The following is a 23,501-nucleotide window of genomic DNA, read 5'->3' on the forward strand; positions in this document are numbered from 1 at the left end:
CGATCACGTGGGGGGAGAGGATTCTAACTGTCGGGGCCCGGCTGTGCACCCGGTGCCGGCCCCAGATCCACCAGCAGTTCCAGGGGATGGCGTCGTCCGGCCCGATAGTCGTCGATGCAGCGCAGCACCAGGGGGCTGCGCAGGCCATCCGGTTCGCGGGCCAGGGTCTCCCGGGACAGCCAGTGGGTGTCCAGGATGTCCGGGTCCAGGCAGGATCCGGGCACCCGCTCGCCCACCTCACCGGCGACGGCCACGCGCAGGAAGGTGAGCCCGCTTTGCGGGTGCCTCCAGCGGTAGATGCCCACCAGGGATTGCGGCGTGAAGACCCGGCCCGTCTCCTCCAGGGTCTCCCGCGCCGTGGCCTGGAGCAGGGATTCCCCTTCCTCCAGGTGACCGGCGGGCTGATTGAATACACGCCGTCCGTCGGCCTGTTCCTCCACCAGGAGGAATCGGCCGTCCCGTTCCACGACGGCGGCGACGGTGACGCGGGGGGTCCAGGTCATGGCATGGTATCCGGGTCGGGGTGGGTGGTCACGGCATGGGCAGGGACGTCCGCTGTCACCGACGGGCCGGGTCATGGCGTGTATAATCCCGGCATCATCGGAATCCACATCCATCTGCATTCAGGAGCCCATATGGCCTACCAGCATATCAAAGTCCCCGAGAACGGCACCCGCATCACCGCCAACGCGGACTGTTCGCTGAACGTGCCCGAGGACCCCGTCATCCCGTTCATCGAGGGGGATGGCATCGGCGTGGACATCACCCCGGTGATGCAGCGGGTGGTGGATACCGCCGTGGAGAAGGCCTATGGCGGCCAGCGCCGCATCCACTGGATGGAGGTCTATGCCGGCGAGAAGGCCACCCGGGTCTACGGCGGGGACACCTGGCTGCCCCAGGAGACCCTGGAGGCGGTGCGGGACTATGTGGTCTCCATCAAGGGCCCGCTGACCACCCCCGTGGGCGGCGGCATCCGCTCCCTGAACGTGGCCCTGCGCCAGGAGCTGGACCTGTACGTCTGCCAGCGCCCGGTGCGCTACTACCCCGGCACCCCCAGCCCCCTGAAGCAGCCCGAGCACACCGACATGGTGATCTTCCGGGAGAATTCCGAGGACATCTACGCCGGCATCGAGTGGGCCGCCGGCTCCCCCGAGGCGAAGAAGATCATCGACTTCCTGCTGGGGGAGATGGGGGTGACCAAGATCCGTTTTCCCGGCACCAGCGGCATCGGCATCAAGCCGGTCTCCGAGGAGGGCACCAAGCGCCTGGTGCGCAAGGCCATCCACTACGCCATCGACAATGACCGCAGTTCCGTCACCCTGGTGCACAAGGGCAACATCATGAAGTTCACCGAGGGGGCCTTCAAGAACTGGGGCTACGAACTGGCCATGCAGGAATTCGGGGCAACCGAGATCGACGGCGGCCCCTGGTGCCGCATGGAAAACCCCCGCACCGGGAAGGAGATCGTCATCAAGGACGTCATCGCCGACAACTTCCTGCAGCAGATCCTGCTGCGCCCCGGCGACTACAGCGTCATCGCCACCCTGAACCTGAACGGGGATTACATCTCCGATGCCCTGGCGGCCCAGGTGGGCGGCATCGGCATCGCCCCCGGCGCCAACATCTCCGACACCGTGGCCATGTTCGAGGCCACCCATGGAACCGCGCCCAAGTATGCCGGTCTGGATAAGGTGAACCCCGGTTCCCTGGTGCTCTCCGCCGAGATGATGCTGCGCCATCTGGGCTGGTTCGAGGCGGCGGACCTCATCGTCCGCGGTCTGAGCGGGGCCATCAGCTCCGGGCGGGTGACCTACGACTTCGCCCGGGCTATCGAGGGTGCCGAGGAGCTGTCCTGCTCGGCCTTTGGCGAAAACATCATCGAACACATGTAACCCGCTTTCCCGATCCGCGCAGGCCCGGGCCAAGCCATCGCCCGGGGCCTGCGCTGAAGGCATCCAGGCCCCGGGACGCGATTCCCCGGGGCCACCGCTCCAAGGGCCGTTTCCTTGCACGGCCCCCGCGACACCCGGCGCCGGCTGTGCTAGACACAGGGCAGGGGATCGCGGCCCATTCTTCCCACAGTGAAACGATTCCAGCGCAGACCGATCAAAGACCATGGGAGAAGAACCCAAGCGACCGGATGACGGCGGTCTTGCCGTCGATGAGGCCAAACCCAGGCTCAAGCAACCGCCCCAGTACAAGGTGGTGCTGCTGAATGACGACTACACCCCCATGGAGTTCGTGGTGGAGGTGTTGGAGGTGTTCTTCGCCATGGACCGGGAAAAGGCCACCCGGGTCATGCTGCACGTGCATACCCGGGGCAAGGGGGTGTGCGGCATCTATACTCGGGATATCGCCGAGACAAAGGTGGCGCAGGTCAACGATTATTCACGGGAGCACCAGCATCCTTTGCTGTGCACGATGGAAGAAGCCTAGAGCGGTACGATCATGCTGAATAAAGAACTCGAGTTTTCACTCAACATGGCCTTCAAGGCCGCGCGGGAGAAGCGGCACGAGTTCATGACGGTGGAGCACCTGCTGCTCGCCCTCACGGACAACCCCACGGCCGTGAACGTCCTGCGGGCCTGCGGGGTGAACGTGGAGACCCTGCGCCGCCAGCTGGAGGAGTTCGTGGACACGAACACCCCGAAGCTGCCGGCCAAGGATCCCCGGGACACCCAGCCCACCCTGGGCTTCCAGCGCGTACTGCAGCGGGCGGTTTTCCACGTGCAGTCCTCCGGCAAGAAGGAGGTGACCGGGGCCAATGTCCTTGTGGCCATCTTCGGTGAGCAGGAATCCCACGCCGTCTATCTGCTGGGCCAGCACGACCTGGCGCGGCTGGACGTGGTCAACTACATCTCCCACGGCATCTCCAAGGTGCCCGATGAATCCCAGGACGAGGACGCCGCCTCCAGCGGTTCCACCGAGTCCCAGGAGGGGGAGGAGTCCGGGCGCAAGAACCCCCTGGAGAACTTCGCCACCAACCTCAACGAGCAGGCCCGCAGGGGCAAGATCGACCCCCTCATCGGCCGTGGCCACGAACTGGAGCGCACGGTGCAGATCCTCTGCCGCCGGCGCAAGAACAACCCCCTGTTCGTGGGGGAGGCCGGCGTGGGCAAGACCGCCATCGCCGAGGGGCTGGCCAAGAAGATCGTGGACGGGGACGTGCCGGAGGTCCTGCAGGGCAGTACCATCTACGCCCTGGATCTGGGGGCCCTGGTGGCCGGCACCAAGTACCGCGGCGACTTCGAGAAGCGCCTCAAGGGGGTGCTGGGTCAGCTGCGGCGCCAGCCCGGGGCCGTGCTCTTCATCGATGAGATCCACACTATCATCGGCGCGGGCTCCGCCTCCGGCGGCGTCATGGATGCCTCCAACCTCATCAAGCCCATGCTGGCCTCCGGTGAGCTCAAGTGCATCGGCTCCACCACCTACCAGGAATACCGCGGCATCTTCGAGAAGGACCGGGCCCTGGCGCGGCGTTTCCAGAAGATCGACGTGAACGAGCCCACGGTGGACGAGACCTACGAGATCCTGCGGGGGCTCAAGAGCCGTTTTGAGACGCACCATGATGTGCGCTATACCAACAAGGCCCTGCGTGCCGCGGCAGAGCTCTCCAGCCGCTACATCACCGACCGGCATCTGCCGGACAAGGCCATCGATGTCATCGACGAGGCCGGCGCCAACCGCCGCCTGATCCCGGTGAGCCAGCGCAAGAAGACCATCTCGGTGCAGGATGTGGAGAACATCGTGGCCAAGATCGCCCGCATCCCGCCCAAGAGTGTCTCCGCCTCCGACATGGAGACCCTGAAGAACCTGGAGCGGAACCTGAAGATGGTGGTCTTCGGTCAGGACGAGCCCATCGAGACCCTGGCGGCGGCCATCAAGATGTCCCGTTCCGGCCTGGCGGACAGCAACAAGCCCATCGGCTCCTTCCTCTTCGCCGGGCCCACCGGCGTGGGCAAGACCGAGGTGACCCGCCAGCTGGCCCAGATCCTGGGGATCGAACTGGTGCGCTTCGACATGTCCGAGTACATGGAACGGCACACCGTCTCCCGGCTCATCGGGGCCCCTCCGGGCTATGTGGGGTACGACGAGGGCGGCCTGCTCACCGATGCCATCCTCAAGCAGCCCCATGCGGTCCTGCTCCTGGACGAGGTGGAAAAAGCCCACCCGGATGTGTTCAACCTGCTGCTGCAGGTGATGGACCACGGCACCCTGACGGACACCAACGGGCGCAAGGTGGACTTTCGCAACGTGATCCTGGTGATGACCAGCAATGCCGGGGCCGAGGTGGCTAGCCGGCGCTCCGTGGGCTTTACCCCGCAGGATCATTCCACCGATGCTATGGAGGTGCTCAAGCGCACCTTCAGCCCGGAGTTCCGCAACCGCCTGGATGCCATCATCCAGTTCAAGGCCCTGGATGCGGTCACCATCGCCAGCGTGGTGGACAAGTTCCTCACCCAGCTCCAGGCCCAGCTGGACGAGAAGAAGGTGGTGCTGGTGGTGGACGACGAGGCCCGGGCCTGGCTGGCCGAGCACGGTTACGACCCCGCCATGGGGGCCCGGCCCATGGCCCGGGTGATCCAGGAGCACATCAAAAAGCCCCTGGCCGAGGAGGTGCTGTTCGGCCGTCTCGTGGGCGGTGGCGAGGTGCATGTGGGGGTCAGCGACGACAAGCTCACCCTGGATTTCGCCGAGGAGGCGGTGCACTGATCCCTTTCAGCCCCTGTCCATCCATCCCTGCGCCCCGCCCGGCCCCGAGCTGGGCGGTTTCTTTGGGGCGGGGCCAGGGCCAATAGGACCCGGGACCGGTTCCCTCCGGTCCGGGAAAGGGGGTGTACGGCGCGCCGGAACTATTTGTTCCGGTAGACGATCCGTCCCTTGGTCAGGTCATAGGGCGTCATCTGCACCGTGACCCGGTCTCCGCGCAGGATGCGGATGTAATGCTTGCGCATGCGACCGGAGATATGGGCCGTCACCACATGTCCGTTGTCCAGTTCAACTCGGAACATGGTGTTGGGCAGATTTTCCAGCACCGTGCCATCCAGTTCGATGTGGTCTTCTTTCGGCATACGCCTGTACAGGGTTGAGCAAGCGAAGTCGCTCATTATCAACAATGGGCGGCATAACACAAGGCCCGCGAGAGCCCCCCGCAAGACCCATTTCCGTCATTGCCCCGGACCCCATGGTTTGCCTACACTACGCGGCTTGATCCAGATCCCCGTGAAGGATTCCGCCCATGAAGATTGCCTGCGTCTTTCCCGGTCAGGGTTCCCAGTCCGTTGGGATGCTGTCCGCCCTGGGGGCGGCCCATACCCGGGTACAGGAGACCTTCCAGGAGGCTTCGGAGGTCCTGGGCCGGGATCTGTGGGCCCTTGTCCAGGAAGGCCCCGAAGCCGAACTCAACCGCACGGAGAACACACAGCCGGCCATGCTGGCGGCGGGCGTCGCCGTCTGGCGGGTGTGGAAGGAGCAGGGCGGTCCCGATCCCGAAATGATGGCCGGCCATAGCCTGGGGGAATACACCGCCCTGGTGTGTGCCGGGGCATTGGATTTCGATGCGGCGGTGCGCGTGGTGGCCGAGCGGGGACGCCTCATGCAGGGCGCCGTGACCGAAGGCAGTGGCGCCATGGCCGCCATCCTTGGCCTGGAGGACGACCAGGTACAGGCGGTCTGCCAGGAGGCCGGCGGACACGGCGTCGTGGAGGCGGTGAATTTCAACGCCCCCGGACAGGTGGTGATCGCCGGTGAGAAGGCCGCCGTGGAGGCCGCCGTGGAAGGGGCGAAGGCCGCCGGCGCCAAGCGCAGCGTGATCCTGCCGGTGAGTGTCCCCTCCCATTGCCGCCTGATGAAATCCGCCGCCTCACAGATGCACGTCCTGCTGGAGTCCATCCGTGTGGGGGCGCCGGCGATGCCGGTGATTCACAATGTGGACGTGGCTTGCCATGATGAAGCGGAGGTGATCCGCGGTGCCCTGGCGGCGCAGATGCACCGGCCGGTGCGCTGGGTGGAGACCGTCCGGCGCATGGCCTCCGAAGGGGTGACCCATGTGTTGGAACTGGGCCCCGGCAAGGTGCTCACCGGCCTGAACAAGCGCATCGACCGGTCCCTTGGGCTGGCCTGCGTGCAGGATCCGGAAAGCCTGAACGAGGCCCTGGCCATGTGCCGCGGGGCATGACCCACCCTGGGCCCACCCAGCCGGGCCGGGACGTAATGAGACTTGAGGAGCATGCATGACGCTTGAAGGTGAAATCGCGCTCGTCACCGGCGCCAGCCGGGGGATCGGCCGGGCCATCGCAGCGACCCTGGCGGCCCGCGGGGCCACCGTGGTGGGCACCGCCACCAGCGAGAAGGGGGCCGAGGCCATCACGGCCTACCTGCAGGAGGCGGGTGCCCGGGGCAGGGGCATGGTGCTGGACGTGACCCGGCCGGAGGATGTGGACGGCCTGATCCGGCAGATCGGCGATGAATTCGGCCCGGTGGGCATCCTGGTGAACAACGCAGGCATCACCCGGGACAACCTGCTCATGCGCATGAAGGACGAGGAGTGGGAGGACATCATCCGTACCAATCTCACCGCCGTCTACCGCATGAGCAAGGCCGTGCTGCGGGGCATGACCCGTGCGCGCCGGGGGCGCATCATCCACATCGGTTCCGTCGTGGGCTCCTCCGGCAACGCGGGCCAGACCAACTACGCCGCGGCCAAGGCGGGGCTCCTGGGTTTCACCAAGTCCCTGGCCCGGGAGGTGGGACCCCGCGGGGTGACGGTGAACACGGTGGCCCCCGGTTTCATCGACACCGACATGACCCGGGATCTGCCGGAGGCGCAGCGTGAGGCGCTGCTGGAGCAGATCCCCCTGGGGCGCCTGGGGATGCCGGAGGAGGTGGCCGAGGTGGTGGCCTTCCTGGCCTCCCCGGCGGCCGCCTATGTCACTGGCGAGACCATTCACGTCAACGGCGGCATGTACATGGCCTGAGGCATCCTCCGGCGGGAACCCCGCCGGACGGAGTGGAACGGCCGTAGGGAATTCACTACAATAGCGGCCCAGCTTCGGCTGCTTTTCAAATCAAGGGGATACGTTAACCATGAGCAATATCGAAGAACGCGTCAAGAAAATCGTCGTCGAGCAACTCGGTGTCAAGGAAGAGGACGTCAAGACCTCCGCCTCCTTCGTCGACGATCTCGGCGCGGATTCGCTGGATACCGTGGAACTGGTGATGGCCCTGGAAGAGGAGTTCGAGACGGAGATTCCCGACGAAGAAGCCGAGAAGATCACCACCGTGCAGCAGGCCATCGACTACATCAACGAGCACCTGCCCAACGCCTGATCGCGGTTTTCAACCCTGCAAGGCGGCGCGGCGGCGGCCACCCCCTGGCGGGTCGTCGCCGTGCCGGCAGGTTCGCCTTATTTCGTGAAGAAGGGGTGCAGATTGTCTAAGCGGCGCGTAGTCATTACCGGTCTCGGCATCGTCTCGCCGGTGGGTTCCACCATCCAGGCCGCGTGGGAGAATATCCTCGCGGGACGCAGCGGCATCACACCGATCGAGGTCTTCGATGCCTCTCAGATGTCCGTGCGGATCTCCGGGGCCGTGCGGGACTTCGACGCCGATGAGTACATCCCGCCCAAGGAACAGCGCAAGATGGACACCTTCGTCCATTACGGCATGGCCGCGGGTATTCAGGCCATGCGCGACGCCGGGATCGAAATCGACGAGGAGAACGCCGAGCGCATCGGCGTGGCCATCGGCTCCGGCATCGGCGGGCTGCCCTACATCGAGAAGAGCTACGGCGCCTATCTCAAGGGCGGGGCCCGCAAGATCTCCCCCTTCTTCGTGCCCAGCGCCATCATCAACATGGTGGCGGGGAATCTGTCCATCCGCTATGGCCTCAAGGGCCCCAACATCTCCATCGTCTCGGCCTGCGCCACCGGCACCCACAACATCGGTGACGCCCTGCGCATGATCAAGTACGGCGATGCCGACATGATGCTCGCCGGCGGCGCCGAGATGGCCACCACCCCCCTGGGCATCGGCGGCTTTGCTGCGGCCCGTGCCCTGTCCACCCGCAATGACGATCCCGAGCACGCCAGCCGTCCCTGGGACAAGGACCGGGACGGTTTCGTGCTGGGGGACGGCGCCGGTGTGCTGATGCTGGAGGAATACGAGCATGCCAAGGCCCGCGGGGCCCGTATCTATTGTGAACTCTCCGGCTTTGGCTGGAATGCCGACGCCTATCACATGACCCAGCCCTCCGAGGGCGGGGAGGGGGCCGCCGCGTGCATGCGCAACGCCCTGAAGGACGCCGGCTTCAATTCCGAGGACGTGGACTACATCAATGCCCACGGCACCTCCACCCCTGCCGGTGACCGGGCCGAGACCAATGCCATCAAGCGGGCCCTGGGGGATCATGCCCACAAGGTGGCGGTGAGCTCCACCAAGTCCATGACCGGCCACCTGCTGGGGGCCGCGGGGGGCGTGGAGGCGGTCTTCACCGCCCTGTCCCTGCACCACGGGGTGCTGCCGCCCACCATCAACCTGGAGAACCCGGATCCGGAATGCGATCTGGACTTCGTGCCCCACACCCCCCGGGAGACCCAGGCCCGGGTGGCCCTGTCCAACTCCTTCGGCTTTGGTGGCACCAACGGTTCCCTGGTCTTCAATACCCTCTGATCGGCGCTTGCCGGCTGCTGAGGGAAGGGAAGGGGCGCCGGGTATGCGGCCATGATCCTGGTCAACGGCCAGCCCGCCCGCACCCTGCCGGTGGAGGATCGGGGATTACAATACGGGGATGGCCTGTTCGAGACCATCCGTATCCTCCACGGCGCCCCGGTGTGCTGGCAACGGCATCGGGCCCGGCTCGCAGAGGGTTGCCGTCGTCTGGGGATCCCGCTGCCGGGGGCCGACCTGATGGATGCGGAGATCTCGAGCGTCTGCGCCGGGGTTGATGCAGGGGTCCTCAAACTGGTCCTGACCCGGGGGCCCGGTCCCCGGGGGTATGCCCCGCCGAAGGTCCCACAGCCCACCCGGATCCTGCAGGTGGCCCCCGCACCCCGTCATCCCGCCGCATGGTCCCGGGACGGGGTGGCGGTGCGCCTGTGCACCACCCGTCTGGCACGAAACCCCCGGCTTGCGGGGATCAAGCATCTCAACCGCCTGGAACAGGTCCTGGCCCGTTCCGAGTGGGAGGACGAAGTCCAGGAGGGGATCATGCAGGACACCGAAGGACAGGTGGTGGAGGGGGTGATGAGCAACCTGTTCCTGGTGTTCGGGGAGGGCCTGCGCACGCCGGATCTGCAGCACTGTGGCGTGGTCGGCATCACCCGCGCCCGGGTTATGGAGCTGGCGCACCGCTGGGGGATCCCCTGCCGGGTGGGGGCGGTCACCGAGGCCGATCTGTGGCGGGCGGATGGTCTGTTTCTCACCAACACCCTGGCCGGCATCTGGCCGGTGTCCTGCCTGGCGGGGAAGACAAGACCCGTTCCGCCCCTGGTGGCGCATCTCAGGGAGGCGCTGGGCTTAACCGAAGGGGGGGGCCGGGCATGATGAAACGAGGACTCCTCCCGCTCCTGCTGGTAGTCCTGATCCTGGGGGGTGGGGTGCTCTGGGACTATCAGCGCTTCCTGGATGCCCCCATCGCAACCCACACGGAGCAGACCTTCCGGGTACCCCAGGGGGCCTCGCTGCGTGCCGTGGGGGATCGTCTTGCACAGCGAGGCCTCATCGAACGCCCCCTGTACTGGGAGATCCTGGGCCGCCGCAGTGGACAGGCGGGGGCCCTCCGGGCGGGGGAATACCGCCTCGAACCGGGCATGAATCCCCGCGATCTCCTGGCCCTGTTCGTCAGCGGACGCACCCTCCAGTACCGGCTGGTCATCCCGGAGGGATGGACCTTCCGTCAGATGATGGACGCCATCGCCGCCCATCCCCACCTGAAGAGCACACTGCAGCCGGAGGACTATGCCGGGGTCATGGATCGGCTGGGGCGCCCCGGGGAGCATCCCGAGGGCTGGTTCTTTCCGGACACCTATCTCTTTCCGGATGGCACCACGGATCTGGAATTCCTGCGCAGGGCACACCGCCACATGAAGATGGAACTGGAGTCCGCCTGGGAAGACCGGGAGGAGGGCCTTCCCCTGGAGAGCCCCTACGAGGCCCTGATCCTGGCCTCCATCGTGCAAAAGGAGGCAGGGCAGAGCGAGCATGAACGGGTGGCCGCGGTCTTCATCGAGCGCCTGCGCCGTGGCATGCGCCTGCAGTCGGACCCCACCATCATCTACGGCATGGAAGACTTCGACGGGGATATCCGCAGAAGGGATCTGCGCCGGGATACCCCGTATAACACCTATACCCGGGATGGGCTGCCGCCCACCCCCATCGCCCTGCCCGGGGCCGCGTCCCTGCAGGCGGTGACCCATCCCGCCGACAGCGACGCCCTGTTCTTTGTGGGGCGGGGTGATGGCACGCACCACTTCTCCAGGACCTACCGGGAGCACCGCGAGGCGGTGATCCGTTTCCAGCTCGACGGGGACGCCAGCCGCTATGGCCCATGATCCCCCAACCCCTGCCGCGGCCCCGCGGGGCCGGTTCATCTGCCTGGAGGGGATCGAAGGGGTGGGCAAGACCTCTCACCTCCAGGCCATCGTGGATCATCTTCAGGCCCGTGGCATCCCGGCCGTGCGCACCCGCGAGCCCGGTGGCACGGCCCTGGGGGAGGCGGTGAGGGGGTTGTTGCTGTCCCGGGATTACCCCCCCATGCACCCCGATACGGAACTGTTGCTCATGTTCGCCGCCCGGGCCGAGCATCTGCGTCACCGCATCCTTCCGGAACTGGAGGCCGGGACCTGGGTGGTCAGCGACCGCTTCACTGACGCCACCTATGCCTATCAGGGTGGCGGGCGGGAGATCCCGGCGTCCCGCATCGCCATCCTGGAAGACTGGGTACAGGGCCCCTGGCGTCCGGACCTCACGCTGCTCCTGGATGCCCCCGTGGAGACGGGGCTGGCCCGCGCCCGCCGGCGGGGGGAGGGGGATCGTTTCGAGCAGGAGACCCTGGCCTTCTTCGAGCGGGTGCGGGGGGTCTACCGAGACCGTGCCCGGAGTGATCCCGGGCGCTACGCCCTCATCGATGCCACAGGACCGCTGCAGGCGGTGCGCCGGGCGGTCCTGGAGCGGGTGGATTGCCTGTGCGACAGAGAGGCGCCGGCATGACCACGGCGGCGCCCTATCCCTGGCTGGAGGCGGGCTGGAGGGACCTGTGGGGACGGGTGGCCACGGACCGGGTCCCCCAGGGGCTCATGATTGTGGGACCGCCCGGGGCGGGCAAGGGCGCACTGGCCGGGACCTATGCCCGCAGCCTGCTGTGCAGCGCTCCGGGGACGGACGGGGCCGCCTGCGGCCGCTGCCATGCCTGCCGCATGGTGGCGGCCGGGGCCCATCCCGATCTCATCCGGGTGGAGGTCCAGGAGAAACGCACCCGCATCCTGGTGGACCAGATCCGGGACTTGTCCGGCTTTATGGGGCTGAGCCGCAGCCACGGGGCCTTTCGCATCGCCCTCATCGAACCCGCCGAGGCCATGGGGGAGGCAGCCGCCAACAGCCTCCTCAAGACCCTGGAGGAGCCCCCTGCCGGAGCGGTCCTGATCCTGGTGACCGCCCACCCGGCCCGCCTGCCGGCCACCATCCGCAGCCGCTGCCAGATCGTGCGCGCGCCGCTTCCCGAGCGGGCCCGGGCCCGGGCCTGGCTGGCGGATACCCTCCCCGAGAAGGATCTGGACATGGCCCTGGCCCTGGGGGGCGGTTCGCCGCTGCGGGCACGAGCCCTGGCGGAGGCGGGAACCGTGGAGGCCTGGCGGCGGCAGCTGGCGGATCTGCTGCAACTGCTGCGCGGCCGGGGCGGCATCGCCCCCCTGGCGGAGGCCCTGCAGGACACCCCCCTGAGTGAATGGGTGGAGCGGCTGCAGACCCTGTGCGCCGATGCCGTGCGCTGGCACATGACCGGGACCCCCGGGGATCTTTCCGGAATGGCCCCGGTGCGGGACTTGCAGGTGCTGGCCGACGCGCTAGACTTGGAGGCCCTGTTCGAACTCCAGGATCATCTGCTCAGGTGGCGCGGTTGGGTGGAGGGCAATCTCAACCCGCGCATGGCCCTGGAGGACATGCTGGTGACCCTGCGCACCCTGGCGCGGTCGGGATCCGGCCGTTCATTCCCATCCGCCGCTGCGGCGTTCTGAACCGAGGGGCACGCCATGCCACCGGGACAAGGTATTCTCTCGCTGTCCATCAAGGACAAGAACTCCCTCTATTCGGCCTACATGCCCTATGTGAAGAATGGCGGGCTGTTCATCCCCACGCAGCGCCAGTACCGCCTGGGGGATGAGGTCTTCATGCTCCTCACCCTGATGGACGAACGGGAGCGGCTGCCTGTGGCCGGACGCATCATCTGGATCACCCCGCCCCGGGCCCAGGGAAACCGCACCCCCGGCATCGGGGTACAGTTCAACGAGCAGGACAACGGCGCCACCCGCAACAAGATCGAGGGGCTTTTGGGGGGCAGCGCCCAGGCCGACCGACCCACCCACACCATGTAATCACCGGGCCTTGAGGCCCGCGCAAGAAGACCTTCATGCTGATCGATTCCCACTGCCATCTGGACCGCATCGACCTCACCCCCTTTGCAGGCGACATGGACCGCCTGCTGGCGGCCGCCGCAGAGGCGGGGGTGGAGCACATGCTGTGTGTCTCCATCGACATGGAGAACTTTCCCCGCGTGCGTGCCCTGGCAGAGCGGTATCCCCAGGTATCCTGCTCCGTGGGGGTGCATCCCAGCGCCGACGCCGCCGCGGATGCCGACGAGGAGACCCTGGTGCGCCTGGCGGGGGAGCCGCGGGTGGTGGCCATCGGCGAGACCGGGCTGGACTACCACTACAATCAGGGGGACCTGGAATGGCAGCGGGAGCGCTTCCGCCGCCATATCCGCGCCGCCCGGGCGGCGGGCAAGCCCCTGATCATCCATACCCGCGACGCCCGCGCCGACACCCTGGCCATCCTGGAGGAGGAGGGCGCCCGGGAGACGGGGGGGGTGCTGCACTGCTACACCGAGGACTGGGACATGGCCCGGCGTGGTCTGGACCTGGGGCTGTACGTCTCCTTCTCGGGCATCGTCACCTTCCGCAACGCCGAGGCCCTGCGGGAGGTGGCCCGGCGCGTGCCGGAGGACCGCCTGCTGGTGGAGACCGATGCCCCCTACCTGGCGCCGGTACCCCACCGGGGCAAGGGCAACCATCCCGCCTGGGTGCGGCATGTGGCGGAGTGTCTGGCCGGGGTGCGGGGGGTTCCCCTGGAGGCCCTGGCCGCGCAGACTACGGCCAATTACCACGCCCTGTTCGGCTGACCCCACCGGGGCGGGGTCAGGTCTCCGCCGCCTGCTCCACCGCCCGCTCCAGGTGACTGGCCGGGGTATAGAAATGGGGGGAGAAGCGGATCCCGCCCCCCCGTGGGGCGCAGAGCACCCCGGCGTCCATGAGCCGCTTCCAGGTGGTCTGGGCGTCCATGCCCGGCCGGGTGAAGGTGACGATCCCGGCCCGGCGTTCCGGATCGGTGGGGGAGAGGACCGTGAAGCGGGCCGAGCGCAGCAGATCGATGAGGTACTCCACGTTGCGCGAGAGGGCATCCGCCACGAAGTGCATGCCCGTCTCCTCGAACAGGGACAGGCTCGCATCCAGGGCATGGATGCCCAGCATGTTGGGACTGCCGGCCTCGAAGCGCCGGGCGCTGGCCGCAGGGGTCCAGTCCAGGCGATCGAAATCCCCCACATCCTCCACCATGTGCCAGCCGAACTGGTGCAGCCGCAGCCGGTCCCGCAGTTCCGCGCGACAATAGAAGACCGCGATCCCCTCCGGCCCCAGGAGCCACTTGTGGGCATCGGCCACCAGGAAGTCCGCGCCGCAGGCCTGCACGTCCACGGGCAGGGCACCCAGCTGCTGGATGGCATCGACGCAGAAGAGCACCCCCCGCTGGCGGCAGGCCCGGCCCAGGCGCTCCAGGTTCAGCCTCAGCCCCGTGGCGTACTGCACGGCGCTCACGCTCAAAAGGCGGGTGTTCCGGTCCATGGCCCCCAGGAGGGCGGCCTCCGGGTCCGGAGTCTCCAGGTCCACCAGCCGCACCTTGACCCCGAAGGCCTGCTCCAGGGACTGCCAGACGATGCGGTTGGAGGGAAACTCCTGCAGCGGACAGACCACATTGTCCCGGGGTGCCCAGTCCAGCCCATGGGCCACCAGGGAGAGCCCCTCGGAGGTGTTCTTCAACAGGGCGATGTCGTCGGGGGAGGGGGCATGGATGAGACCGGCCAGGCGTCGCCGCACCCGCTGCTCCACCTCCAGCCAGCGGGGATAATGCCGGGAGCCCACATGGCTGTTCTCGCGGGCGAACGCGGCCACGGCCCGGTGGGTGCGCTCCGGCCAGGGGCCCACCGCGGCATGATTCATGTGCAGGAGGTCATCCTTCAGGGGAAATTCGGGGTGCATCGGGATCCTCGGGGCTGGCCCGGGGACGGCTCTGCCGCCGGGCGATGGAATTTGGTGATGGAAGGTGGGTTTGGTATAATTGAAAGACTTTTTGCCCCACAAGCTATCAGCGATTCTAGTGCCGCCTTCCGCGCGGTCTTTCCCGGAGAGCAGGGCCAGCCCGCCTGCGACGCCCGCTGTTCTTCACGCTGGATCCAGATTCCCTTTTCGTAACGATCTGATCACAGAGTATCGGAGGCGTCATGAGTTCTGTCCTGAATTTTTATCGACACGAAGAGCTGCGGGCGCTTCAACCGCGGCCGTTCAAGGTCTTCACCGAGCGCAACCTGGACCGCATCCCGGCCCTGGAACGCCTTTCCGAGGAGCGCCGCTTCGAGATGAAGGTGGTGAGCAGCGTGCTGCCGTTCCGGGTCAACGAATACATCATAGAGGAATTGATCGACTGGGATCAGGTGCCGGACGATCCCCTCTATCAGTTGACCTTCCCGCAACGGGACATGCTCTCGCCGGATGCCTTCGAGCGCATGGCGGACCTGCACCGCAGGGGGGCACCCCGGGAGCAGATCACGGCCCTGGCGCGGCAGCTTCGGGAGGAGCTGAATCCCCATCCCGCCGGGCAGGTGGCCATGAACCGGCCCCGGCTCGATGACGAGCCCCTGGAGGGGCTGCAGCACAAGTATCGCGAGACCGTGCTGTTCTTCCCCAGCCAGGGGCAGACCTGCCATGCCTACTGCACCTTCTGCTTCCGCTGGCCCCAGTTCGTGGGGGACAAGGACCTGCGCATCGCCTCCACCCAGGCCGACCGGCTGCAGGCCTACCTGGAGAGCCAGCCCCAGGTGAGCGACCTGCTGCTCACCGGCGGCGACCCCATGGTGATGAAGACCAAGCACCTGCTGCAATACCTGGAGCCCCTCATGGAGCCCCGGTTCGAGCATGTGCAGAATATCCGCATCGGCACCAAGGCCCTCACGTTCTGGCCCCAGCGCTTTGTCAACGATGCCGATGCGGATGAATTGCTGCAGTTGCTGGAGCGCTTGGTGCGGGCCGGCAAGCACGTGGCCCTCATGGCCCATTACAATCACTGGCGGGAGATGGACACCCCCATGGCCCGGGAGGCCATCCGCCGCCTGCGGGACACCGGCGCCGAGATCCGCAGTCAGGGGCCGCTGCTGGCCCATATCAACGATGACCCGGAGGTCTGGGCCCGCATGTGGCAGACCCAGGTGCGTCTGGGGATCGTGCCGTACTACCTGTTCGTGGAGCGGGATACCGGTGCACGCCGCTATTTCGAGGTGCCTCTGGCACGGGCCTGGGAGATCTACCGCGGGGCCATGACCCGGGTCTCCGGCCTGGGACGCACCGCCCGGGGCCCGTCCATGAGCGCAGGTCCCGGCAAGGTGGAGATCCAGGGGGTGACCGAGATCCATGGGGAGAAGGTCTTCGTGCTGCGCTTCATCCAGGGGCGCAACCCCGACTGGGCCCAGCGCCCGTTCTTCGCCCGCTACGACGAACAGGCCACCTGGCTGGAACAGCTCCGTCCCGCCTTCGGGGAAGATCGTTTCTTCTTCGAGGACGAATACGCCGCCATGCAGGCCCGGGCCACCGCCGCGGACTGATCCGGGGGCAGGGCAAGGGCATACCGGACAGACAGCTATTCGGGCCGCGGTGGACGCGGCCCTTTTCGTTGCACACCGCGCCCCGCGGTCCCCGGAGGGGCAGGGCGGGGCGATCCCCGAGGCGAATGAGATGAACAACGAGACCCTCAAGAAACGCGATCTGGCCGTGGTCTGGCACCCCTGCACCCAGATGAAGGACCACGAACACCTGCCCATGACCCCCATCCGCCGCGGCGAGGGGGTGTGGCTGGAGGATTTCGACGGCCGGCGCTACATCGATGCCGTCAGCTCCTGGTGGGTGAACCTCTTCGGCCACGCCAACCCGTACATCAACGAGGCCCTGCGGCGCCAGGCGGAACAGCTGGAACACGTGATCCTGGCCGGATTCACCCACGAGCCGGTGGTGGAGCTTTCCGAGCGCCTGGTGGCCCTGACGCCCCAGGGCCTGAGTCGGTGCTTCTATGCCGACAGCGGTTCCGCCGCCGTGGAGGTGGCCCTGAAGATGAGCTTCCACTACTGGCTCAACCAGGGCCGGGAGGAAAAGACGCGCTTCATCTGCCTGTCCAACAGCTATCACGGTGAGACCCTGGGGGCCCTGGCGGTGGGGGACGTGGCCCTGTACAAGTCCACCTACCGGCCGCTGCTGATGGAGGCCATCACCGTACCGTCCCCGGACTGCTTCGAACGGGAACCCGGGGAGACCTGCGAGCAGGTGGCCCTGCGGCGCATCGCGGACATGGAGGCGGCCCTGGAGCGTCACGCCCACGAGACCTGTGCCGTCATCGTTGAACCCCTGGTGCAGTGCGCCGGGGGCATGCGCATGCATCATCCGGAATACCTGAAACGTCTGCGCCAGCTTTGCGACCGCTACCAAGTGCACCTCATCGCCGATGAGATCGCCGTGGGTTTTGGCCGTACCGGAACCATGTTCGCCTGTGAGCAGGCCGGCATCAGCCCGGACTTCATGTGCCTGTCCAAGGGGCTCACCGCGGGGTATCTGCCCCTGTCGGTGGTGCTCACCCACGAGCAGGTCTACAACGCCTTCTACGACGAGTACACCCGGCTCAGCGCCTTCCTGCATTCCCATTCCTATACGGCCAACCCGCTGGCCTGCACCGCGGCCCTGGCCACTCTGGACCTGTTCGAGAAGGATGCGGTGCTGGAGCGCAACCGCCACCTGGCCCGGGTGATCCGGGAGACCCTGGCGCCCCTGGCGGATCATCCCCATGTGGGCGATGTGCGCCAGCACGGCATGATCGCCGCCGTGGAGATGGTGAAGGACAAGGACACCCGCGAGCCGTACCCCTGGCAGGAACGCCGCGGCCTGGCGGTGTATCGCCACGCCCTGGAACGGGGCGCATTGCTGCGGCCCCTGGGTAACGTGGCCTACATGATGCCTCCGTACATCATCACCGAGGAACAGATCCGTTTCCTCGGAGAGGTCCTGGCGGAGGGTATCGACAAGGCGGTGGCCGCCTAGAACGCATCGTCCCGGCGGCCGGGTTCCGTGTGCATATCGAGCGCGTGCCCCGGCCGTGTGCAGTGCCTGTGCGCCTGCGCCTCAGAGGCCCGGATCAAGAGAGCCGGTCCCAAGGGGCCGGCGCTTCAAGCGCCGACTCCACCGACCGCAGGCAGGCGAGGGCGATCTTGCGAAACGCCCCCGAGAGCCGTGGCTCTTCGCTTAGCCGCCGCCAGTAGGCCGCGGCAGCCAGGCCCGTGGATTGCCAGAGTTCTTCGCCATCGCGGTACGAGCGAATCGGCGGCTGGTAGACCGGTTCCATAAGTTCTCCGCGAATCGGCGCAAAGGCCATTGGCAGCATGTCGTAGGCCGGCAGCAGCCGATAGCCCGAGCGGGTCGGGGCGAGACTGACGTTGCCGAGGTGACGGTCGTTGTTGGCGATCCACTCCCCGAACCGATCCAGCCAACGAAGGCGCCCGAGATCATCTCGTCTGAGCAGACCCTGCTCGGCGAGCGCTTCACCGCTTTGGCTCCACGATTCGAGGGCACCGACGAACTCCATGTCGATGGCCGTGAGGGAGAGACTCGGCAATCGCCCGTGCTCGCCCATCCGATCGAACCGCTCGATCTCCAGGTAGACGCGGCCGCCGAGGCTGTGAAGCGAGGTGCGCGGCGTCTCGATGCCGTGCTCACGCAGCAGCTCAAGGGCATGCCATTCGGAGACCAGCAGATCCCGCCAGCGCTGCGACTCCGCCGATTCCCCCATCGGGGAGAACTTCACGATAACGTGACCCTGATCCGTCAGGGCTGTGAACTTGGGCTGTTCCCCCCCCGCAGAGGAACCCGGCGCACCGGCCGCCATGATGCGCTGTGCAAGCTCCGGGTAGACGGCAGGTGAGTCCGGGACAATCTCGTGCTGGTGTCGTTGGACGGCCTCCAGTGCGCGTTCGCCCAGGATCAGATTACCGGGGAGGTCCTTGCCGTGGCGCAGCAGGTATCGGCCCACCTGGTCACTGCTCCAGCGTTCAGGATTGGCCGGAAAGCCCGTCTCCGGACGCAGCGCCTTGGCGATCCGGCGGCCGAGGAAACCCTGGGGCCTCAGATCCTGAAGAAAATAGGGCAGGTCCTCGAAGGTCCCTACGGCGCTCTCGCCCCTGAGCCAGGGTGCGCTTGAGGACGATTCGACGTAAAACCCGCCCGGCGCCACCGGATGCAGCGTGGCGATGAGGGTCGGGGCGCCGTGCTGATTGATGGCAAACAATGGAAACTCGTCACCGGCGTCGAAGGCTGTTCGCCGGGCGGCGTAACGGGTCTTGCGGGCCTGTCCGGCCCGGACCACCGTGCGGCCCGCCCGCCGGATGAGCCGCGAGACGGAGGGTTGGCTCAAACCCAGTCGGTCACCGATCTCGCTGGACGACATCCAGCCGCGGTGACTCAGTAAACCGGTGAGAGCTTTTGAGTCCATCCGGGGTGCCCATGTATGGAACTATGAATAGATATTCGAATTGAATTCTACTCAATTAAATCTTAATTTCACAGTAACTTAGATCGATCCTGGCTTGTAAAAAAACCAGATCTGAATAGATCTGAATAGATCTGAATAGATAAGAGGCCAGGCGACCCCGGTTTCCCGACGATGGCGCCCATCCAGCGCTGAAGCCAAAATCGCGTGACCGTTTCCCGTTGAGTGGAAGGCCTTGCACAAGGGACCGTTCGCGGACGGCGGGTATGCCGGGGACGGAGGGCCGTCACGAGGCATTCCCGCCTAGATCGGTGCGCTGGAGCGGGAGCTGATTCGGGTTTCCGTTATGCGCGCACCCGTACCTTAAAGTTCGCATAATGTATATTATGTTAAATTAAGGAGTGACCCTGAAAACCCCTTCCCCTCTCCGCAGCCCCCCACCCCGAACGTTTGTTGCCCCGGAACCCGCGAGGATGGGGATCAGAGGGCCCGTGTATCCCGCCAGAGGCGGGTCTGGGCCTCATTGCCGATATCCCATTCCTCTTCGGAGAACTGGCGGTCGCCCGTATCCAGCAGGATCCAGCTGACGAAATCCGCCACGCGCTTGCTGGACTCCAGTTGCCCCTCGGCCTTCAGGCGGCGGAAACGCTCCACGCCGGGGAACCGGCTCGCGTCGGTGGCGCGGATTCGGGTCTGCATTGGGGTGTCCACCACGCCCGGGCGCACGCTGCCCACATGCACCCCCCGGGGGGCCAGTTCCTCCCTCAGGCACAGGTAGAGCATGTGCAGCGCGGCCTTGGAACTGCAGTAGCCGCCCCAACCCACCAGGCAACGATGGGCCGCCCCCGAGGAGATGTGCAGGATGCGTCCGCCGTGCATCATATGCGGCAACAGGGCCTGGGTGAGGAACAGCGGGCCTTCCACGTTGACGGCCTGCTGGTAACGCCAGTCCTCCGGGGAGACTTCAGCCAGCGGTCCCACCGGATCCAGCACCGCGGCATTGTGCACCACGCCATAGAGCGGCCCCCGATCCTGCACGGCCTGTACCACGGCCTCCCGGCCCTCGGGTGTGGCCACATCCGCCGTCACCGCAAGGATGGATTCCGGGGCGCTCGCGCGCGTCTCCTCCAGGGCCTCCGGGCGGCGCCCGGCCACGATCACCCGCCCGCCCCGGCCGACGATATCCCAGGCCAGGGCCTGCCCCAGACCGCTGCCGCCGCCGGTGATGAGGGTCCACCCGGTCTTGTATGCTCGCATGACGTCTTCTCCCGATGACCGCACGTGCGGAAATGACCGTAAACCCGGATAATACACCGCCCCCCAATCCCCGTTCCAAGCCCTGATACCCCATGGATAAAAGCTCCCTAGACCAAGCCGCCCTCGATTACCACCTCCAGCCCACCCCGGGAAAGATCTCGGTGGTCCCCACCAAGGGGCTCACCAACCAGCGGGACCTGGCGCTGGCCTATTCCCCCGGGGTGGCCGCCGCCTCGCGGCTCATCGCCCAGGACCCCGCCCAGGCCGGCCGCCTCACGGCCCGGGCCAACCTGGTGGGGGTGATCACCAACGGCACGGCGGTGCTGGGACTGGGGGCGGTGGGCCCCCTGGCGGCCAAGCCGGTGATGGAGGGCAAGGCGGTCCTCTTCAAGAAATTCGCCAATATCGATGTCTTCGACATCGAACTCAACGAGCGCAACCCCGACCGCCTGGTGGACATGATCGCCGCCATGGAGCCCACCTTCGGCGGCATCAATCTGGAGGACATCAAGGCCCCGGAATGCTTCTACATCGAGCACCGGCTGCGGGAACGCATGAACATCCCCGTGTTCCATGATGATCAGCACGGCACCGCCATCGTCGTGGCCGCGGCCGTGCTCAATGCCATGCATCTCAGCGGCAAGGACCTGAGCAACGTCAAGCTGGTCACCTCCGGGGCCGGGGCCGCCGCCCTCGCCTGCCTGGACCTGCTGGTGACCCTGGGTCTGCCCCTGGACAACATCTGGGTCACCGATATCCATGGCGTGTTGTACAAGGGCCGCCCCGAGGAGATGGACACCATCAAGCAGCGCTACGCCCAGGCCACGGAGGCGCGCACCCTGGGCGAGGTCATCGACGGGGCGGATATCTTCCTGGGCCTCTCCGCCGGCGGCGTGCTCAAGCCGGATATGGTGGCGCGCATGGCCCCCAATCCCCTCATCATGGCCCTGGCCAATCCGGACCCGGAGATCTTCCCCGAGGAGGTGGCCCAGGTGCGCCAGGACGCCATGATGGCCACGGGCCGCTCGGACTATCCCAATCAGGTGAACAACGTCCTGTGCTTCCCCTTCATCTTCCGGGGCGCCCTGGATGTGGGGGCCCGCACCATCACCGATACGATGAAGGTGGCCGCGGTCAAGGCCCTGGCGGAACTGGCCCGGGCCGAGCCCTCGGAGGTGGTGGCCAAGGCCTACGGCGACGAGGGACTGCGTTTTGGCCCCGAATACCTGATCCCCAAGCCCTTCGATCCCCGCCTGATCGTCAAAATCGCCCCCATGGTGGCCAAGGCGGCCATGGACTCCGGGGTGGCCACCGCCCCCATCGAGCAACTCTGGACCTACCGGGATCACCTGAATAATTTCGTCTACCAGTCCGGTTTCGTCATGAAGCCGGTCTTCGCCGCCGCCAAGGCGGCGCCCCGGCGGGTGGTCTATCCCGAGGGGGAGGACGAGCGCGTCCTGCGGGCGGTGCAGACGGTGCTGGAGGAAGGCCTGGCCCAGCCCGTGGTGGTGGGCCGGCCGGAGGTGGTGCGCAGCCGCATCGAACGCATCGGGTTGCCTTTGGTGCCGGGGAAGGATTTCGAACTGATCAATCCCGATTCCGACCCCCGCTTCCGGGAGTACTGGAGCGAATACCACCGCATCATGGGCCGACGGGGCGTCACCCCGGATCTGGCCAAGCAGCAGATCCGCAGCAACAACACCCTCATCGCCGCCCTGCTCCTGAAAAACGGCGAGGCCGACGCCATGATCTGCGGCATGGTGGGCCAGCATGCCTATCACCTGAAGCACATTGGCGACGTGATCGGCCTGGCCCCGGGGGTACGCCACTTCGCCACCATGAACCTGCTCATGTTGCCGCGGCGCACCCTGTTCCTCTGCGACACCTACGTCAACGAGAACCCGGATGCCCAGACCATCGCCGAGATCACCCTCATGGCCGCCCAGGAGGTGCGCAACTTCGGCCTCACCCCCAGGGTGGCCCTGGTCTCCCACTCCAACTTCGGCAGTGTGGATTCGGAGGGGGCGCGCAAGATGAGCCACGCCCGGGACCTGCTGGAACACATGGCCCCGGATCTGGAGGTGGACGGGGAGATGCATGCCGACGCCGCCCTCAAGGAGGAGATCCGTCAGCGCCTCTTCCAGGACTGCCGCCTCAAGGGAGAGGCCAACCTGCTGGTGATGCCCAACATCGATGCGGCCAACATCGCCTTCAATCTGCTCAAGGCCGCCAGCGGCGAAGGGGTGAGCGTCGGCCCCATCCTGCTGGGGGCGGACCGTCCGGTGCACATCCTCACCGAGACGGCCTCGGTGCGCCGCCTGGTGAACATGACCGCCCTGGCGGTGGTGGACGCCAACCAGTACCGGGGCGGCGAAAGCCGCTACCCCATCCCTGCCCCGGGCGGGCGTTGACACCACCCCGCCCTGCCCCGGTTCATTCCCCCGGGGAATCCGGGGCCCCGGCCGCCACCGGCGGCCGGGATCCCGCCTTGAGATGATGCACCTGCCGGGGGCGGCTGTTCTCCGGGAAGGGGTATTCCATGTAGCGGGCGGTGGCCCGGGCCACCTCCTGGCCATAGAAGCGCATCACCAGCTGCAGGGCCATGTCGATCCCGGCGGAGATCCCCGCCGAGGTGATCACCGAACCGGCATCCACCACGAACTCGTCCTCCACCACCATCACATCCGGGAAGTAGTCCCGCATCCACTCCAGGGAGCGCCAGTGGGTGGTGGCGCGCAGCCCCTCCAACAGCCCCGCCTGCCCCAGCAGCATGGAACCGGTGCATACCCCGGCCAGCAGGGACAGACCGTTGGACTGTGCCCGCAGCCATTCCATGAGACGGATATTGCTCAGTTCCCGGCGCGCCCCCCGCCCCCCCGGAACCACCAGGATGTCCAGCGCGGGACAATCCCTGAAGTCGTGATGGGGCACCACCATCATCCCGCCCGCTGTGGTGACGGGACGCTTGCGCTCGGCCACCAGGCGGATATCGAAGGGGGAATCCGTCTCCGTGCGGCGGGATTCGTCCAGGCGCGTGGTGGCGAAGACCTCGAAGGGGCCGGCGAAGTCCAGGACCTCCACCTGGTCGAAGATCAGAATGCCGACGCGGATACCTGCAGGCGCTTGGCTCATGGGGTTCCTCCAGGGCCGCGCTGCGGGCCCTGACCGGGGAAAAGTCCGTTGAA

Annotated in this window: 22 protein-coding genes; 16 read left to right on the forward strand and 6 right to left on the reverse strand. The window is 66.8% G+C overall.

What is annotated here, in order from left to right; all coding sequences use genetic code 11:
- Window positions 1–23: 23 nt before the first annotated feature.
- On the reverse strand, window positions 24–503 hold the full coding sequence (locus tag CKO33_RS01230) for an NUDIX hydrolase (protein WP_200178457.1): 480 nt from the start codon (window positions 501–503) through the stop codon (window positions 24–26).
- A 132-nt stretch (window positions 504–635) separates the two neighbouring features.
- Here CKO33_RS01230 and icd point away from each other — a divergent pair, with 132 nt between their 5' ends.
- The 3 genes from icd to clpA all read left to right on the forward strand — a co-directional run bounded on the left by icd (window position 636) and on the right by clpA (window position 4,713).
- Complete coding sequence (gene icd, locus CKO33_RS01235; RefSeq protein WP_200178459.1) at window positions 636–1,892, forward strand: NADP-dependent isocitrate dehydrogenase; 1,257 nt, start codon at window positions 636–638, stop codon at window positions 1,890–1,892.
- Between the two features lie 223 nt (window positions 1,893–2,115).
- The gene (gene clpS / locus CKO33_RS01240) at window positions 2,116–2,436 is read left to right on the forward strand and encodes an ATP-dependent Clp protease adapter ClpS (RefSeq protein ID WP_200178461.1); all 321 of its coding nucleotides are present in this window, start codon (window positions 2,116–2,118) and stop codon (window positions 2,434–2,436) included.
- 12 nt (window positions 2,437–2,448) lie between these two features.
- Window positions 2,449–4,713 carry an ATP-dependent Clp protease ATP-binding subunit ClpA gene (gene clpA / locus CKO33_RS01245; protein ID WP_200178462.1) on the forward strand — a complete coding sequence of 755 codons (2,265 nt, stop codon included), beginning with the start codon at window positions 2,449–2,451 and terminating at the stop codon, window positions 4,711–4,713.
- 140 nt (window positions 4,714–4,853) lie between these two features.
- On the opposite strand, the gene infA is transcribed toward clpA, so the two are convergent.
- Window positions 4,854–5,072 carry a translation initiation factor IF-1 gene (infA, locus tag CKO33_RS01250; protein WP_090483656.1) on the reverse strand — a complete coding sequence of 73 codons (219 nt, stop codon included), beginning with the start codon at window positions 5,070–5,072 and terminating at the stop codon, window positions 4,854–4,856.
- A 167-nt stretch (window positions 5,073–5,239) separates the two neighbouring features.
- Between infA and fabD the strand changes: the two genes are divergently transcribed.
- From fabD to CKO33_RS01300, 10 genes are all read left to right on the forward strand, one after another.
- A complete protein-coding gene (gene fabD / locus CKO33_RS01255) occupies window positions 5,240–6,178 on the forward strand; it encodes an ACP S-malonyltransferase (RefSeq protein WP_200178464.1) in 939 nt (312 codons plus the stop codon).
- Between the two features lie 55 nt (window positions 6,179–6,233).
- Window positions 6,234–6,977, forward strand: coding sequence for a 3-oxoacyl-ACP reductase FabG (fabG, locus tag CKO33_RS01260; RefSeq protein WP_200178467.1), 744 nt, complete (start codon window positions 6,234–6,236; stop codon window positions 6,975–6,977).
- 109 nt (window positions 6,978–7,086) lie between these two features.
- Entirely contained in the window at window positions 7,087–7,329 is a 243-nt protein-coding gene (gene acpP, locus CKO33_RS01265) for an acyl carrier protein (RefSeq protein ID WP_090483653.1), read from the forward strand.
- A 102-nt stretch (window positions 7,330–7,431) separates the two neighbouring features.
- The gene (gene fabF, locus CKO33_RS01270; protein WP_200178473.1) at window positions 7,432–8,670 is read left to right on the forward strand and encodes a beta-ketoacyl-ACP synthase II; all 1,239 of its coding nucleotides are present in this window, start codon (window positions 7,432–7,434) and stop codon (window positions 8,668–8,670) included.
- Window positions 8,671–8,721: 51 nt separating this feature from the next.
- The gene (pabC, locus tag CKO33_RS01275) at window positions 8,722–9,543 is read left to right on the forward strand and encodes an aminodeoxychorismate lyase (RefSeq protein ID WP_200178476.1); all 822 of its coding nucleotides are present in this window, start codon (window positions 8,722–8,724) and stop codon (window positions 9,541–9,543) included.
- Entirely contained in the window at window positions 9,543–10,550 is a 1,008-nt protein-coding gene (gene mltG / locus CKO33_RS01280; protein ID WP_200178728.1) for an endolytic transglycosylase MltG, read from the forward strand. The genes pabC and mltG overlap by 1 nt, the downstream gene beginning before the upstream one ends.
- The gene (gene tmk, locus CKO33_RS01285) at window positions 10,540–11,208 is read left to right on the forward strand and encodes a dTMP kinase (RefSeq protein WP_200178478.1); all 669 of its coding nucleotides are present in this window, start codon (window positions 10,540–10,542) and stop codon (window positions 11,206–11,208) included. Before mltG ends, tmk begins: the two co-directional genes overlap by 11 nt.
- Window positions 11,205–12,230, forward strand: a complete 1,026-nt coding sequence (gene holB / locus CKO33_RS01290) for a DNA polymerase III subunit delta' (RefSeq protein WP_200178480.1) — start codon at window positions 11,205–11,207, stop codon at window positions 12,228–12,230. The genes tmk and holB overlap by 4 nt, the downstream gene beginning before the upstream one ends.
- A 15-nt stretch (window positions 12,231–12,245) precedes the next feature.
- Window positions 12,246–12,587 carry a PilZ domain-containing protein gene (locus CKO33_RS01295; RefSeq protein ID WP_200178488.1) on the forward strand — a complete coding sequence of 114 codons (342 nt, stop codon included), beginning with the start codon at window positions 12,246–12,248 and terminating at the stop codon, window positions 12,585–12,587.
- A gap of 35 nt (window positions 12,588–12,622) precedes the next feature.
- On the forward strand, window positions 12,623–13,390 hold the full coding sequence (locus tag CKO33_RS01300) for a TatD family hydrolase (protein ID WP_200178489.1): 768 nt from the start codon (window positions 12,623–12,625) through the stop codon (window positions 13,388–13,390).
- A 16-nt stretch (window positions 13,391–13,406) separates the two neighbouring features.
- Here the strand turns inward: CKO33_RS01300 and CKO33_RS01305 are convergent, their stop codons facing one another.
- Complete coding sequence (locus CKO33_RS01305; RefSeq protein ID WP_200178491.1) at window positions 13,407–14,522, reverse strand: aminotransferase class V-fold PLP-dependent enzyme; 1,116 nt, start codon at window positions 14,520–14,522, stop codon at window positions 13,407–13,409.
- Window positions 14,523–14,764: 242 nt separating this feature from the next.
- On the opposite strand from CKO33_RS01305, the gene CKO33_RS01310 reads away from it, so the two are divergent.
- Together CKO33_RS01310 and CKO33_RS01315 are read left to right on the forward strand one after the other, a co-directional pair.
- Window positions 14,765–16,138 carry a KamA family radical SAM protein gene (locus CKO33_RS01310; protein WP_200178493.1) on the forward strand — a complete coding sequence of 458 codons (1,374 nt, stop codon included), beginning with the start codon at window positions 14,765–14,767 and terminating at the stop codon, window positions 16,136–16,138.
- A 130-nt stretch (window positions 16,139–16,268) separates the two neighbouring features.
- A complete protein-coding gene (locus CKO33_RS01315; protein WP_200178495.1) occupies window positions 16,269–17,618 on the forward strand; it encodes an adenosylmethionine--8-amino-7-oxononanoate transaminase in 1,350 nt (449 codons plus the stop codon).
- 94 nt (window positions 17,619–17,712) lie between these two features.
- On the opposite strand, the gene yjjJ is transcribed toward CKO33_RS01315, so the two are convergent.
- Entirely contained in the window at window positions 17,713–19,062 is a 1,350-nt protein-coding gene (yjjJ, locus tag CKO33_RS01320; protein WP_200178497.1) for a type II toxin-antitoxin system HipA family toxin YjjJ, read from the reverse strand.
- A 477-nt stretch (window positions 19,063–19,539) separates the two neighbouring features.
- Window positions 19,540–20,316 (reverse strand): SDR family oxidoreductase, encoded by a 777-nt coding sequence (locus CKO33_RS01325; protein WP_200178499.1) that lies wholly within the window; start codon window positions 20,314–20,316, stop codon window positions 19,540–19,542.
- A 92-nt stretch (window positions 20,317–20,408) separates the two neighbouring features.
- Here CKO33_RS01325 and CKO33_RS01330 point away from each other — a divergent pair, with 92 nt between their 5' ends.
- Window positions 20,409–22,727 (forward strand): NADP-dependent malic enzyme, encoded by a 2,319-nt coding sequence (locus CKO33_RS01330; RefSeq protein WP_200178501.1) that lies wholly within the window; start codon window positions 20,409–20,411, stop codon window positions 22,725–22,727.
- 22 nt (window positions 22,728–22,749) lie between these two features.
- On the opposite strand, the gene CKO33_RS01335 is transcribed toward CKO33_RS01330, so the two are convergent.
- The gene (locus CKO33_RS01335; protein WP_200178503.1) at window positions 22,750–23,448 is read right to left on the reverse strand and encodes a DJ-1/PfpI family protein; all 699 of its coding nucleotides are present in this window, start codon (window positions 23,446–23,448) and stop codon (window positions 22,750–22,752) included.
- Window positions 23,449–23,501: the final 53 nt, after the last annotated feature.

This window comes from Ectothiorhodospira mobilis, assembly GCF_016584115.1.
GTDB classification, from domain to species: domain Bacteria; phylum Pseudomonadota; class Gammaproteobacteria; order Ectothiorhodospirales; family Ectothiorhodospiraceae; genus Ectothiorhodospira; species Ectothiorhodospira mobilis.